The 14,757-nt window shown below is 45.3% G+C and carries 12 protein-coding genes; 5 read left to right on the top strand and 7 right to left on the bottom strand.

Annotated elements, in window-relative coordinates:
* The first annotated feature begins 114 nt into the window (after positions 1 to 114).
* Both MHM87_RS13330 and MHM87_RS13335 read left to right on the top strand, forming a co-directional pair.
* The gene (locus MHM87_RS13330) at positions 115 to 2,001 is read left to right on the top strand and encodes a TonB-dependent receptor (protein WP_239259528.1); all 1,887 of its coding nucleotides are present in this window, start codon (positions 115 to 117) and stop codon (positions 1,999 to 2,001) included.
* A 10-nt stretch (positions 2,002 to 2,011) separates the two neighbouring features.
* Positions 2,012 to 2,455, top strand: coding sequence for a DUF6314 family protein (locus MHM87_RS13335; RefSeq protein WP_110288126.1), 444 nt, complete (start codon positions 2,012 to 2,014; stop codon positions 2,453 to 2,455).
* A gap of 18 nt (positions 2,456 to 2,473) precedes the next feature.
* Here MHM87_RS13335 and MHM87_RS13340 read toward each other — a convergent pair whose 3' ends face one another.
* The 3 genes from MHM87_RS13340 to MHM87_RS13350 all read right to left on the bottom strand — a co-directional run bounded on the left by MHM87_RS13340 (position 2,474) and on the right by MHM87_RS13350 (position 4,793).
* The gene (locus MHM87_RS13340; protein ID WP_239259530.1) at positions 2,474 to 3,337 is read right to left on the bottom strand and encodes a DMT family transporter; all 864 of its coding nucleotides are present in this window, start codon (positions 3,335 to 3,337) and stop codon (positions 2,474 to 2,476) included.
* Positions 3,338 to 3,408: 71 nt separating this feature from the next.
* Positions 3,409 to 4,278 carry an MIP/aquaporin family protein gene (locus MHM87_RS13345; protein ID WP_239259532.1) on the bottom strand — a complete coding sequence of 290 codons (870 nt, stop codon included), beginning with the start codon at positions 4,276 to 4,278 and terminating at the stop codon, positions 3,409 to 3,411.
* Positions 4,279 to 4,601: 323 nt separating this feature from the next.
* A complete protein-coding gene (locus MHM87_RS13350) occupies positions 4,602 to 4,793 on the bottom strand; it encodes a hypothetical protein (protein WP_239259534.1) in 192 nt (63 codons plus the stop codon).
* A 279-nt stretch (positions 4,794 to 5,072) separates the two neighbouring features.
* Here MHM87_RS13350 and MHM87_RS13355 point away from each other — a divergent pair, with 279 nt between their 5' ends.
* Entirely contained in the window at positions 5,073 to 5,489 is a 417-nt protein-coding gene (locus tag MHM87_RS13355) for a Dabb family protein (RefSeq protein WP_110288128.1), read from the top strand.
* A 159-nt stretch (positions 5,490 to 5,648) separates the two neighbouring features.
* On the top strand, positions 5,649 to 5,981 hold the full coding sequence (locus MHM87_RS13360; RefSeq protein ID WP_239259536.1) for a DUF1904 family protein: 333 nt from the start codon (positions 5,649 to 5,651) through the stop codon (positions 5,979 to 5,981).
* Between the two features lie 198 nt (positions 5,982 to 6,179).
* Here MHM87_RS13360 and MHM87_RS13365 read toward each other — a convergent pair whose 3' ends face one another.
* The 4 genes from MHM87_RS13365 to MHM87_RS13380 form a co-directional block, all read right to left on the bottom strand.
* Positions 6,180 to 7,616 (bottom strand): PepSY-associated TM helix domain-containing protein, encoded by a 1,437-nt coding sequence (locus MHM87_RS13365; protein ID WP_239259538.1) that lies wholly within the window; start codon positions 7,614 to 7,616, stop codon positions 6,180 to 6,182.
* Between the two features lies 1 nt (position 7,617).
* Positions 7,618 to 8,175 (bottom strand): hypothetical protein, encoded by a 558-nt coding sequence (locus MHM87_RS13370; RefSeq protein ID WP_014950625.1) that lies wholly within the window; start codon positions 8,173 to 8,175, stop codon positions 7,618 to 7,620.
* Between the two features lie 11 nt (positions 8,176 to 8,186).
* On the bottom strand, positions 8,187 to 10,358 hold the full coding sequence (locus MHM87_RS13375; protein ID WP_239259540.1) for a TonB-dependent siderophore receptor: 2,172 nt from the start codon (positions 10,356 to 10,358) through the stop codon (positions 8,187 to 8,189).
* 193 nt (positions 10,359 to 10,551) lie between these two features.
* The gene (locus MHM87_RS13380) at positions 10,552 to 11,712 is read right to left on the bottom strand and encodes an AI-2E family transporter (RefSeq protein ID WP_014950623.1); all 1,161 of its coding nucleotides are present in this window, start codon (positions 11,710 to 11,712) and stop codon (positions 10,552 to 10,554) included.
* Positions 11,713 to 11,903: 191 nt separating this feature from the next.
* On the opposite strand from MHM87_RS13380, the gene MHM87_RS13385 reads away from it, so the two are divergent.
* Entirely contained in the window at positions 11,904 to 14,735 is a 2,832-nt protein-coding gene (locus tag MHM87_RS13385) for a PAS domain S-box protein (protein WP_239259542.1), read from the top strand.
* The last annotated feature ends 22 nt before the right edge of the window (positions 14,736 to 14,757 follow it).

Raw genomic sequence — 14,757 nt, forward strand, 5'->3', positions numbered from 1 at the left:
TACTGGTCTAAACTCACCTGCGCAGCGTTTTCCTCGGTCTACTAATGCTATACACTTCGCGTTTTTATTACTCTTGCCTGCAGGCTGAACCTTAATTTTTAACTAGGACACTGAATGCGTCACACAATCCTATCTTTGCTCTTTTGTACTTTACCTTTTACCGCCATGGCCGCTGAAAGTGTTGATTCATCAAACGTTAACTCTGGCGTGAACCGCAGCGAAAAAGGCGTAGAAAAAATTACGATTGAAGGGGCGGCGACGGCGAACAACAAGCCGGTAGGGACGTTTAATTCACCTATATCTAACTTAGAGTACGATCCGCGAGTCGATTTGCAATCAAGGAACATGGCAGAAGCGCAGGCTGACGTGACTATTCGCGGCGGTATATTCGAAAACACGGGTTTTCGCATAGGAAGCGCAACGCTGATCGACCCGCAAACGGGGCACTATTTCGCCGAGATTCCTATTGCGCCAGAAATGTTGACGAAGCCGAGTATTTTCACAGGGGTCGATAACGCGCTTTACGGTGTAAATAGCTCTGTAGGTACCGTGTCTTACGGCTGGCGTCCCATCCAAACAGCAGGCAGTGTGTCAGTGGGAGTAGGTAATAACAACTTCAATTTGCAGCGTGTACACGGTGCAATAAAGCACGCGCTTAGTGATTTACCCGGTTGGTCTGTTGGGGTTGAAGGGGAGTATTCTCGCTCTGAAAGTGATGGCTCTATCGCTAATGGCGATCACAATTTCGAACGCGCGTCTGGACGTATTCAGCTGGCAAGTAAAGACTCACAAACCGACGTGTTTTATGGCTTTCAGCAAAAGTTTTTTGGCTGGCCTAACTTGTACACGCCTTTTAACGTAAACGAAACAGAAGACATTCAAACCCGTTTGGTCATGCTAAATCACAAACAGCGCTACGGCGAAGAGAGCATGAAAAATACCTTTGAGGTTTCTGCTTACTACAGAGAGAATGACGACCATTACGTGTTCTCACGTGAAAATCCTGAAGCGTTTCAGGCGTTTCATGAAACCCAAGTGAAGTCATTGGCATTTTCCGGTACTCATAATGTTTCGCAAGAATTCGGTATTAACTACGCAGCACAGCTTACTGCAGACGACATCACATCAACCACGCTAGAGAACAATTTCACCTCTCGCGACTACTACAAAATAAGCGTAGTGCCCGAGTATCGAACTCAGTTGAACAGCAATGAATCGCTTACCGTTCGTTTAGGTGGGGCGTTTGACGATACAAATCGCGACGACGACCGGCTGTCTTTTGTGGGCGATATTAGTTGGCTTACCCAAGCAAGGAGCAATGCTTCGCGTACACTCTATCTTTCGTATGCAGAGGCGACGCAGGTGGCTGGCTACACTGCTGTAGGCGGCAGCACCACAAGCGGTCTGTTTAGAAGTAACAACCAGTTACAGCGAGAAGTCAGTAAAAACTTAGAGTTTGGGGCGTCATTTGATAAAACGTCTTTCAAAGTTGATACCGCCGTATTTTATCGCTGGGATAACGAGCTGACAGATTGGACGTATAGCTTCGACGCTACTTCAGCACGCAGTGCAAACCCAGTCGATATCGAAACCTTAGGTGTTGAGGTGATTGCCATTAAACGCTTTGAGAGCGCAGATGTGGTGGCCAGCTACACCTATTTAGATAAGTCTGAAGACTATCGAATTGATGAGGTAGACGCGAGCTTTTACGCGCTTAACTATCCGCCGCATCGCTCCACCCTTGGGTTGGTGTGGTTTGCAACCGATACGGTTGAAGTGCGCATTGACAACGAGTGGCGGAAACAAGAAACCAATGCGCTTAGAAACGGCGGTGACTCTGCGTTTTTCTCACATGTCACTTTCACATATTCACCTGCTCAGGTTGAAGGGTTAAGTCTGGTATTGGCAGTCGATAACTTGTGGGATGAGCGCTTTGAAGAAATCCCAGGAACGCCGGGTCGCGGCGACCAATATTCTGCCACTGTTACCTATTTTTGGTAAGGACGGCGCAATGACAGTTAATTCTCCTCATACCTTGGACGATTTTGCTGGACGATGGACGCTAACGCGCAAAATCATCCAGCGAAATGGCGATGTATTTACCTTTTCTGGCGAGGCTGAATTCAGCTGGCTGGAAGGCAGTGTACAAAAAGAAAAAAGCGGCTTGGCGTATTACGAAAAAGGCGAAGTAACTGCGCCTAACGAAAGCGTAATGCTCGCAGAACGTCGGTATTTCTGGCAGCAGCCTCAAACCGGTTTATTTGAAGTGTTATTTGACGATAAGCGCTATTTTCATTCTTTCAGTGCGACCAACCCAAACGCTGAGCACTTGTGCGGCGATGATAATTACGTGGTGCGCTATGACTTCACAACGTGGCCTGTGTGGCGCTCTACGTGGCAGGTCATTGGGCCGCGCAAAGACTACACCATGGTGAGTGAGTATAGTCCTGCGTAGCTTTGGCCTTTTTGAGGCTTATAACTGTTTCTGCTTCTTAGTGTGTTGATGAGACATCCAAAGTGCAATAGCAATGATGGCACCGCCAAGAAGCAGGCGAGAAAAGTCGGTGTCTTTTTGCCAAAGCAGTAAATTAACCACAAGCCCCGCTGGAATAAGTGCGTTATTCATAATAGCTAACGTACCACCAGAAACGGCTAGTGCCCCCTGGTTCCAAAAGTAGTATCCAAGCCCTGATGCCACAATACCCAACCACAGTAGCACTCCCCATTGCTCGGTATTTTGCGGTAGTTGACTTGGGTTGCCGAAAAGGAAAAAAGCGGGCAAGGCTACAACTAACGCGCCTAAATAAAACCACGCGAATACGTTGTGATAGGGTACTTGGGCTGTAAAAGTCGAGGTCAGCTTTTTATAACCCACTTGTCCTAGTGCAAAGGAAAGATTAGCACCCTGAACAATGGCAAAACCAAACCAGTAGTTATCAGTCACGCCATCAAAGCGAATTATGCCTGCACCTGCGGTGGCAATAAGTGCGCACAATAAATAAAACGGGGTAAACCGCTTAAACAGGGCGTCGTTCAAAATGGCGACATAAAGCGGCGTAAAAATGGTGAAAAGCAACACTTCTGGCACGCTTAAAAACAAAAATGCGTGATAGAAGAAGATGTACATCAGCCCTAATTGCACAGCACCTAAACTGGCCAGAATCACCTTTTGTTTAAGGTTCAATAATGCCGGCCTAAGGAAAGGAAGGAAGACCAGTGTGGCGAGCAAAATGCGTGTCAAAACAGCAAAATAACTGTCTACTGAGCCAGCCAAAAACTCGCCTATGAGCGAAAAGGAAAATGCCCACAGGACAGTAACTGCTATTAAATAAAACACACGCTATGCTTCTTTGTAAGTTCAACCGCGGCGTAAAATAGGCCATCGCCGCTCGTATATCAATAGTTAGCTTACCCTCTATCAACACTCGCTTCAGAAGTTTGTGTAACAGCGGAAGTTTCGCAATCGTTTGGAATAGTGCAGGCGCGACTTTCTGGCGAAAGGGAATGACCTATTAATACAGGGTACAGCCAAGCGCCAAAGCATGCTCCACATATAGGCGCTACAATAGGCACAATAAAGTAGGGGATGTCTTTCGCCCCATCAAGCGCATACTCCCATCCCGCAATATAGGAAAAGAGCTTAGGACCAAAATCACGAGCTGGGTTCATGGCAAAACCGGTCAACGGCCCTAAAGAAGAGCCAATGACAGCAATGACAATACCAATTAGTAGCGGATTCATGGCTCCACGGGATGCGCCGTTATTTTCATCTCCCAATGCCAGTATTGCGAACATCAAAACGGCAGTGATAACGAACTCAACGCCAAAGGCTCCCCAAAATGAAAGGGCTTTGTGGGGAAAAGTAGAGAAAATGCTTGCTGTTGTGAGAGCGTCTACACTATCGCGCGAGAGGTTATGAGTGAGTTCATAATCTATAAAAAGTTGATAATACAACCCGTAAATAAGTGCAGCAGCAGCGAATGCCCCCAAAAACTGGGAAAGAATGAAGGGGGCAACTTTGTGCTTTTCAAAACCGTGAAAAAGCGCAAGCGCAATAGTTACCGCTGGGTTGATATGTGCACCGGAAACGCCAGCAGTACAATAAATGGCAACAGCGACGCCAAACCCCCAGACAATACTGATTTCCCATTGACCGAACGAGGTGCCTGTTAATACTAATGCTGCAACGGCACCAACACCGAAGAATATCAGAATTGCCGTGCCTACGAATTCAGCAACACACTGGCGGAAAAGCGTTGGTTCCGTGAGAGGTAACATAAATCTTCCTTTTAATCTTTAACCAGTACAACGCATTGATCAGAAAAAGAAGCGACAGAGCTATGTTATGAAGAATGAAAGCTGAAACCGTTTTATGTTGGCGCAATAGTGCATTAACCGTTCATTCAACTAACAGGCCGTTAGGTGCTAATTCTGACGCAGCTTCCCATGTACATTTAATAGGAATGCATCATAAAACGAACATAAACGAACTACAAATGAGCAAAAACGAATATTTATCGTTCTTGGTGTTGATATTGGTATTCAGCTTGGTATAGCAGCACCGCTGTTACCTCAGAGCGGTAATCCTAAAAAGGCCAGTCTTAGTGGAGTACGGATAGCTCAGTACTGAGGCTAGCATTTTTGTTGTCGCTATCGTCTTTTAACTCTCCAGCTTCTTCAACCAGTGCCGTCATAGCGTCAATAATATCGAGGAAGTTTGCTAGCTGCTCTGGCGTTAGACCATTAGATAAGTTTTCAATTTTATTGATAAGCTGTTTGGTAGGTAAGCGCATAGCGTCAAAATCTCGTTGTTTACATGTTTAAAATTCAGTTTCTTTAGGTATCTTTCAAGTTGCTTGCCAACATGCAGAATATTAAATTCCTGGCGCTTTCTTACCTTGCTAAATGAGTTCAGATCTATTTCGCAGTGAAAGACAGAGCTCACAAGTGTGTGTTTACGCGAAGATGAACGGGTTCTTATTGCTTCAATTGAGATCCAATGTCATTGTAGAAACATCAGCATGTTCAATGTTTATGACAGAAATCTACAGCTAAGGTAAGCAGGCTCTATTATGGCAGATACAAAAAGACGACAATTTTTAGCAACCGCAGGAGCGTTTGCTTCGCTATCTGCATTGCCCGCTATGGCGCATTCGTCCCGCACCACAAACGCTGAGTTACCACCTATCCTTCATATGGTTTACTTCTGGCTGAAAGATCCAACGTCAACAGAAGATAAGCAAAAGCTCATTGCTGGTTTGCAATCGTTGCGCGCTATCCCACAAGTTCACTCGCTTCACATTGGTGTGCCTGCCAATACACTAAAGCGTGACGTGATAGATAACTCGTTTGACGTGTCTGAACTTATGCTATTTGAAAGTGTTGAAGCGCAAGATGAGTACCAGCTTCATCCTATCCACAAAAAGTTTGTGGAAGAGTGTTCTCATTTATGGCGTGAAGTGGTGGTGCGAGATTCTGTTTCGGTATAATTCTTAATTTGCCGTGAGAACGTTTTACCCTTTTACCGAATAGTATGGTATTCATCGCGTACTAAAGGCGAGTCCTCAGTCTAGACGCTTTTAAAGCGTGGTATGATGCCGTTTAGAAAATTCCGGTACACAAACTAAAGAGCTATTAAAGGACAAAAAATGCCGCACATTCGCGCAAGAGGTATCGAGCAATCAGTGTTAGAAGAGGTTGCAGGTTCTATCGTTGAACAGTTTGCCAAACTGACCGACACCCCTAACGATCATTTCACAGTAGAGCACATTGCGAGCCAGTTCATTGTGGCCGGTGGAGCCTCTTCGGCTTATCCGTTTGTAGAAGTTTTGTGGTTTGATCGCGGGCAGGATGTCAAAACTGCAGTGGCTCACGTTATCGATACTACGCTTCGCCCCTTCGTAGGAGAGGATAAGGACATCACCGTTTTATTTGAAGATCTCAACGGTAACGACTACTACGAAAATCGTGAACATTTCTAGCGTTTGTATGTCTCGTTAAGCTCCTGCAGAGCAAGATTATCTAGTCCTTTTTCATTGCTACTCTTCTCTTTTCATTTTTTTAAAGGTTCATCATGTTCTTTGAGCGCCTTCTGAGTGGGTAATGATCTATGCGGATTGGTATAAGTAAGCATGTTCACTTTACCTCAATTCCATCAGTTCCCATTAGAACCAATGTGCCTATACATTCCAGCCTTTCTTTAATCGCGAGTACAGGTATCGCCATACGCACAGGGCAAAAACGATAAACGCGCTGTCTATAATGAGCGAGTTCATGACTAACGAACTAGGGTAGTGAACAGCAAAGTGAGTAATGGCCAATACAACTAACAAGGCGGCGAGACAATTCAACAGCACCAAGTGAGTTTTCATAAGCACTTTTTGCATTAGTGAAGCGATAAGAATAGCTGTCAATGTTACCCAGAAAACAGGTTTTGTGGGCAGCGCCAGCGTTAACTCTAACAATGCAGCCCAAATAAATGCGATAGGCGTGCCCCACACAAACCCCAGCCAAAGCTGGTTTAAGGCATCTTGTTTAGCGCGTTTTGCCAGCCACAAGTTTATGCCGGTGACAGAAATAATGGTTAACGCGAACCCCATTAATCCGAAGAATATCTTCATCGCTTCTGGACCAAAGTGGCCGAAGTGTATGCGATATACAGAAAATATCGCTTGTTGGCCTGCATCACCATCTGAATAGCCGACTTTATCGATGTATTGTCCACTGGCATCAAAGCGGTATTGTTCTGAATAAATGAGCTTATCTAAGTGCTGCGAGCCGAGCAGAATATACTGATTTTCTTTGGTCGCATTTTCCAAAGTAACAAAAATGGGCTGGGTATTGGGCTCCATTTTCATTATGCCGGTCAGCGCTTTTTCTATATTCGCAATGGCTGGCTGATGTTCAAGCTGAATTGATGAACCATAGATGTCGGCAAACAGATCAAGCTTGTTTCCTTCATATAAGGTATCGGCATAAATGGACGTTAAAAACGACGCTAAACCAAAATAAACGCCGGTTAGCGCAATCATCAAGTGAAAAGGCAAGCCCCACACGCTCATTCTATTGTGTAAGTCGCCTTGTGTAAGCTGCTCGTTGTTGCCTGTTCGCAAGCGAAAGGCATCTTTAAAAATACGTCTGTGAGCAACAATGCCAGAGATAATCAATGCACTCAAAATAGCACCCAAAACACTGACAGCCATCATTCCGATGTCTTCAGGTAGATGCAGGGCGGTGTGTAAATCAACGATTAAATCAGTAATAGGGGTTGTGGATGGTTCACTTAATTCACCGGTTGGAGAAATATTCCAATACTCACCGTCTGCACTAATGCGTGCGCGTGGCAAATCGTGCGTAGGCAAGCGAATGACAATGTTTCCCTGTGTTTGACCCTCTTTCATTGTGAGAAAGCGTTCATAAGCATTTTGAATGCTGCCAGGGGTGTAATCTAGATTATCTGCAATATGGGGTTGTTCCCACCGCAGAAGTTCTTGAGAGAAAACAGATAAAGTGCCTGAAAAGCACACCCAATACATCAACACACTAACGGCTAGTCCTAACCAAGCGTGACTTTTTAAGGCGCTTTTATTTGCGCTGGGAGAAATAGAAATACTCATTTTATATACTATACAAGTAGAAGTAACTTAACGCGCTAAGTACACTCAACACCCCAACCGGGCGCCATAGTTTACTGTCTGCACAAAGCCAGTATGCGCCACATCCCCATAATAGAGGCATGGTGTAAATTCCCAGTGCAATCTGGTTTACTTTGCTCATGCTAAGCGCTGTTGTCCACACTACGGTAACTAACATGGCGCAAATAGCACTTAAAAACACACTGCCAAGTAGTTTTACGAGGGCGTTAAAAGCAATAGCGGTAGACGGGGTTGTCAATCCAGATGCGAACGGTAAATCGACGCGCTTTACATCTTTACTTATTCGTTGTCGGGCGAGATAAATCCAACTCCATGCTTGTAACGAGAAAGCGACCACGGCGTAGCAGGTACCTAATTCAGGGCCGTACTCTGTAACCCAAAGGCTTAAACTCGCCAGCATTAACAACAATGCCGAGAGTTTAGCTATACGTTTAAAGGCGATCTGTGTGCTTTGCCAAGCGCGGTAAAACAAACCTATCGCCAATGCGCTGCCTAAAAAGGCAGCGATTGACAGCAGCATAACTTAATCCGTTAAAAATTGAATGAAGCAGATAGTCTGAATGTCCGAGGTTCACTTAATACAAGGTAGTTTGAGCCAGGGAAGCCGCCTACCGACGCCCAGTAATTATTGTCAAAGACGTTATCTACACGAGCGCGAAGTGTGATGTCGGTCATTCCTGCAAGGAAGCTGTAACGAACGCCTAAATCGAAACGATTAGATGCATCGACTTCAAGGCTATTGTCGGCACTGGCATATTGTTTCGACGTATAGGCCGCACGTGCATCGACAGTAAGCCCTGGAAGGGCATCAACATCCCACTCAAGATTAATGTTTGCTTGTAAATCAGGAACACCAATGGCCGTTTTGCCATCTAGTGTACCGTCTTGAGTTTTCGTCATTTCCGCATCGAGCCAAGTGAATCCGCCCAAAACACGTAAATTTGAAGTTGGCATGCCAAATACGCTTAACTCAAGCCCTTGGTTTTGCTGTTCACCATCGGTACTGAAAACATTGTCTTCAACAATTGAGCTTTGCTTTGAGGTGTTGAAAACACTCAATGAACCACCGTATTGGCCAGCATCATATTTCACACCTACTTCTATTTGCTCGGCGCTGTATGGGTCAAAAACTTCACCCGCGTTTTCAATTGGCTCACCACCGCTTGATGCAGGCGCTACCTCACCAGGAAGCAGTCCCTCGATATAGTTGGCGTAATAAGACACCTGTTCTGACGATTTATAAACAATGCCCACAACCGGCGTGAATTGAGATTCGTCGTAGCCTGACAACTCATCACCTGTATTGTAATCAAAGGTGCGGGTTTCAATGTTTTGTACACGGCCACCAAGGGTTAATAGAACTTTTCCATCGTTAAACGAAATCATGTCTGCAAGAGCAAAACTTGAAAGGTCTGTTTTTTCTGTGATTAGTGGGTTGCTAAGGTCGCCACCAATAAAGAAGTCAGCATCGGGCATGGTTGCCGTTACCGGGTTATAAATATTTCCAGCAAAGCCGCTAAAATCAGAAAACGCATAGGCATTTTCAGATTCTAGAGAAAACGTTGATGCAGACGTAATGATCGTGTGTCCCACGCTTGCGGTTTTGAATTCGATATTTAGGCCCACTTCACCTGAGCGAATTTCATCATTTCGAACGTTATCAAAACGGTAAGCGGAAAAGTCGCCATTTGCTTCTGCCTGTCTAGGGTTAGCAAACACATTATCTTCTTCACCCGATCTGAAACCATACGCCGCCCATGCAGTGATGTTGTCGGTAAAATCGTATTCTCCACGAACCGCACCGAAAAATTGACGCTCGTTAGTGTAAGTCCACTCTTGGGCAAAATTGGTGTCACTGTCAGGCGCTTCTGGAATTGCACTACCAGGAGTGACTGCAGGGCGTGGTGAGTCAACCTGATGGTCTTGGTAGCCCAAATCCAAAGAAAGACGGAAGTTATCGCTATCGTGATCAATGCCAATAGCAGCAACGCTCAATTCACGATCTTGGTTATCGATACTTGTTTCGCCGCCTCGTTGTACAAAGTTTGCTCTTACGCCGGTACTTTGACTGTCGTCGCCAAATCTGCGGCTTACATCTGCTGCGCCATACCAATGTCCTTGAGACTCATATCCAAGCGTTACACGGTTTAATGGGTCATCGCCCGCGCGCTTAGGCACTATATTTACCGAACCACCTAAGCCGCTCCCGCCCGGTGCTGCGCCGTTTAGAAATGCACTGGCACCACGGAAAACCTCAACGCGTTCTGACAACTCTGCAGCAACATATTGGCGAGGTAAAACACCGTACAATCCGTTGTAAGTCATATCGTCAGAATAAACGGGAAACCCGCGCATTACGTATAGCTCTTGAAAATTACCGAAGCCTTTTGCCACACGAACCACCGGATCGTTTTGCAACACATCGGCGATACTTCTTGCTTGCTGTTCCCTTATGATGTCTGCGGTAAAGTTGGTGCTTGCAAATGGAGAGTCCATCATGTCGAGATTACCTAAAATACCCGCACGACCACCGCGAGATACTTGGCCTCCTGCAAAGCTATCTCGTAATTCAACCTGAGATGCATCAACAGTAATATGCTCAATGTCATCATTATTATTATTTTTTTCTGTCTGTGCATATACAGGCGCGCCTGCACACGACAGGCCGATCATCACGGCCAAGGCACTTTTAAGCAAATTCATGGGAGCTCCAAAAATCAAAAGACAACGAATATGATAACTATTTTCATTTTAAAAAGGCAGGATATGTTCCTTTAAAATATGCATTTCGTCTTTTATTTGAAGAGGACTATCGTGCTTTGTGCCTAGATTTTAGGTAAAAGTCCGCACACGCTGCTATCCATGCAACGTGGTTGATGGGGCGAAGAGAGTGAAATTATTTTGACTCGAGAAGTCTTATCCAGTGATCAAATACGCCCAGATTCTCGAGTATGATCTTAAAACACATTAGAATAGGCACGGCGAGTAAAACGCCTACCACACCCCATAGCCAACCCGTTATTGCTATCCAAATTATGATTATTAACGGGTTAAGCTGCATACTTCTTCCTAGCACCGCAGGCGTGATGAGTTGTGATTCAATGATATTCAATACTAAAAATAGACCCGCAGGCAGAAACGCACTGCTGGTAAGCCCAAACTGCACAAGCCCAACTACCAGCAATACCACGCAGCTCGCCACACCACCCAAGTAGGGGACAAAGTTCATCAGCGCAACCAGCGCTCCCCAAAGTAACGCATCATCTATTCCTAAATAGTAAAACACGCCTGCTGTAGCTAACCCTAAGCAAGAGTTTATGATGCTGATGGTGACGATATACGAAGATAGCTCCCGTTGAATTTGATCTACCAACACCAGCGTTCGTCGCTTGTTGGTAACAATGGGGAAGTCTCTTACAAAAACATTGAATAGGTTGGGGCCAAAAACCAACAAGAAGAAAATTAAAACGATACAGGCGAGCACCTGTGCCAGTAAAAATGGCGCGTTACCGAAGAGTGTGAGCCCAATATCTATTCCGCTTTGTTTAATTTTGTCCGTCACAGAGTTTGTGTTGTCTTGCGGTGGAGAAAGTTCAGGTGACTTTTCATCGTCACCAAACCAGCTAAAGAATGAACGTTCTTTTTCAACGGGTTCGGCTGGAGGCGTTGCATAAGCGTCGATGTTGCTGCTTATCTCTTCAATTTCTTTGGATATCTCGGCAGCAATTTTGGGGAGAGATTGCATCCAGCGTTCTGCCGGCTCAGCAAGCTCTATACCTAAAAATGTAAACGGCGCGACCAGCAAAACAATCAGGGCTCCTGCTGACAGGGTACGAGGTATGAATAACTTGCGTGCGAATGCAACAAGAGGGCTTAAAAGCAAAGCAACAAAGGCGGAAAAGAAAAGGGGAACAAGTAAAGACTTGGCAAGGTACAACGTATAAATGACAGCAAAAATCACAAGAATATTTAGCAGTCTGGTTTGTTGGGCGATTTTGGGGAACTTCCCAGCATACTTCCCGTTCCCTTTATCTTGATTCGAGCCAGCGTTGTCCATGTCTTAGCCTTGGTAGAAAGTGATCTTGGTAGAGCTTTTACTTGTAACAGCGTAAGTGTTACGAAAATTTAATCATTTAAGTTCACTTACCGCACCGCTAGAGAAGTCGCTTTGTACTGCTTACCGTAAATCGTTAGCTAAATAGTGATTTCTACTTTAGTATAATTTTTTCTACATTATTTGAGCGAATTATGTCTGAGCTAATAAGTAAGGCTTCATCTTCTTTTACCGACGACATCCCCTTTCAAGCTCTTATAGAAAATATAACTGATGCGGTGATATTTGCCGATATTAAAGGCAACGTTATTTACGCTAACCATCAGGCCCGTTCCATCTGTGGATTAGACAAATCTGATCTTTTCGACAGCTCGGTGTTTAGTTTGTTTCCTCAGTCGCAAGTACCGAATATTACTCAACAGTTCGAACTGGCAGTAAAACAGGAACCCGGTAAAACAACGGAAATTCGGTTTGGTATTGACCACGCCTGGTTCAAACTCACCATTTTCCCCGTTGCGGCAGGTGTAGTGGGGTTTTCGTTTCATGACTTCTCTATGAAGCGCAGGCTACAGATCATTTCTCAGTCTCAAAGAGATGCCATGAGACTCGCGTTATCTGGCGCTACACTAGAAGATGTGTTGACCGTTTTAGTCAATGCAGTAGAAAAGGTGACAGATTTTCAAGCTGTAAGTGGAATATCCTTGGTATCTGAAGATGGATTATCACTCATTAGCGCGGCTGCACCGTCGATGCCAGAAGAAGCTAGGCGGTACTTCAAGAATATTACAATCGATGAACTAACGCCGTTAGGACAGTGTTGTCAAACTCGTGATGTAGTAAATGTTCATTTCAACGCCCAAACTGATTCGAGTGATTTTAGTCTCTCCACTCAGGCATTAGGACTTCAATCATTTTGGTGTCGTCCCATTTTATCTGCAGAAAGTCGTACGGTACTGGGCACTTTCTGTTTATTTCATCGCGAGCGACTTACCCCATTACCCGATGACATTGACGTCATTAATGCACTGTCTAAAACCGCTGCAATCATTATTGAGCGCAACAACGAAAATCGCGCTCGACGGGTTGCCGAGTCGGCGTTACTGGAGAACATTGAGTCTTTTAATAAACAGCGCAGGCTTTACGAAACGGCTCTGTCGAATACGCCCGATTTGCTTTATATCTTCGACCTTGAGGGGCATTTTACGTATGCCAACGACGCGTTACTGCAAATGTGGGGGCTGAGTTGGGACGAAGCGATTGGCAAAACATGTTTAGAGCTTGGGTACGAACCTTGGCATGCAGATATGCACATGAAGGAGATTCGTCAGGTAATTGAAACAAAGCAACCAATTCGTAGTGATGTTCCTTTTACCGGTACTCACGGTCGCCGTATATATGACTACATATTTGTTCCTGTTATTGGTGAAGACGGAAATGTTGAAGCCATTGCTGGTTCGACGCGAGATGTTACTGAGCGTAAACACGCTGAAGAAATGGCTAAGCGAGCAGAGTCTCGCAGACGCTTAGCACTGGAAGCATCACACAGCTTCGGTATTTGGGATTGGGATATTAAGCAAAACTTGTTCACGGCAGATGAGCGTTTGGGAGAACTCTTTAACCTCAGTAGCGATGAGGCTGAAAACGGTGTAGTCATTGAGGTGCCCAAACAATATATCCATCCAGACGATTTAGCAGCGTGTGAGGCTGCTATTTGTGAAAGTATTAATAACCGTACCCCATTTGATGAAGAATACCGTATCTTACAAAAAGACGGCACTGTCCGCTGGGCTTCATTTAGAGGACGAGTCATTTATAACAGCTCTGGTGAGCCGGAACGTTTTCCGGGAGTGGGTGTAGACACCACGAGAGAACGAAATGCGATAGACGCGCTTCAAGAGGCCGATCGCCGTAAAGATGAGTTCCTTGCTACGTTGGCACATGAATTACGTAATCCGCTTGCACCAATTCGCAATGCGTTGGAAATTCTGCAGTCAGACGACTACAGCCAAAATCAGAAGAGTGAGGCATTCGGTCGAGTCGAACGACAAGTAACGCAAATGATACGGCTTGTTGATGACCTTATGGATGTGTCACGAATTACCCGAGGGAAAATTCGAATTCATCGAAAACCTGTGAACTTGTGTGAGATTCTGGATACGGCGATTGAGACTATTCAGCCCCTGATTGATGAAAAACAGCATACGCTGCTGGTGGAAAAAGTAGCAGAGCCGGTTTGGGTAAACGGAGACCTTATCCGGTTGTCGCAGATTTTCTCGAATATTATCAACAATGCTGCAAAGTACACTCCACCGGGTGGCAATATCGAGGTCTGTATTAGTACTTGCGACGGTAAAGTAACCATTGCAGTTAAAGACAATGGAGAGGGCATTCCAGCAGACAAGCTAAAATCGGTTTTCGATATGTTTACTCAGGTAGATGGTGCCCTTGAACGTTCTCAAGGCGGGTTGGGGATTGGCCTTACTCTAGTGAAGAAACTCACTGAATTGCACGATGGAACGGTAAATGTGCAAAGCGATGGCGTTGATAAAGGCACAACGTTTTTCGTTACCTTACCTGTTTTAAGTAAAGTACCCAAATTAGCCAGTAAACCGGAAAAGGCCCATGACGTGGTAGGCGCTACCGCTGAAAAGCTCAACGTTTTAATTGCCGATGATAATCAAGATGCCGCTATTACCATGGGATGGATTTTGGAGGCAAAAGGGTGTCAGGTTCAAGTAGTGGAAGATGGGCCATCTGCATTAAAGGCTGTCGCGTCTTTCACGCCCGATTTAGTGTTGCTGGATATCGGCATGCCGGGTATGAATGGTTACGAATTATGTACGGCACTTCGTCAAAATCGCGCGTTAGCTGACGCAGTATTTGTCGCGCAAACGGGGTGGGGACAACCATCGCACATCCAGCGTTCGAAAGAAGCTGGATTTGACCATCACCTTGTTAAACCTTTGGATTTGAGCGACCTTGAACCTATCGTGGCAGAAGCTTGGCGGGCAAAGCGCAAACAGTAAATTATGCTGTCGATAAAAGTGG

This window comes from Alteromonas sp. Cnat3-28 (assembly GCF_022348265.1).
In the GTDB taxonomy this organism is placed as follows: domain Bacteria; phylum Pseudomonadota; class Gammaproteobacteria; order Enterobacterales; family Alteromonadaceae; genus Alteromonas; species Alteromonas macleodii.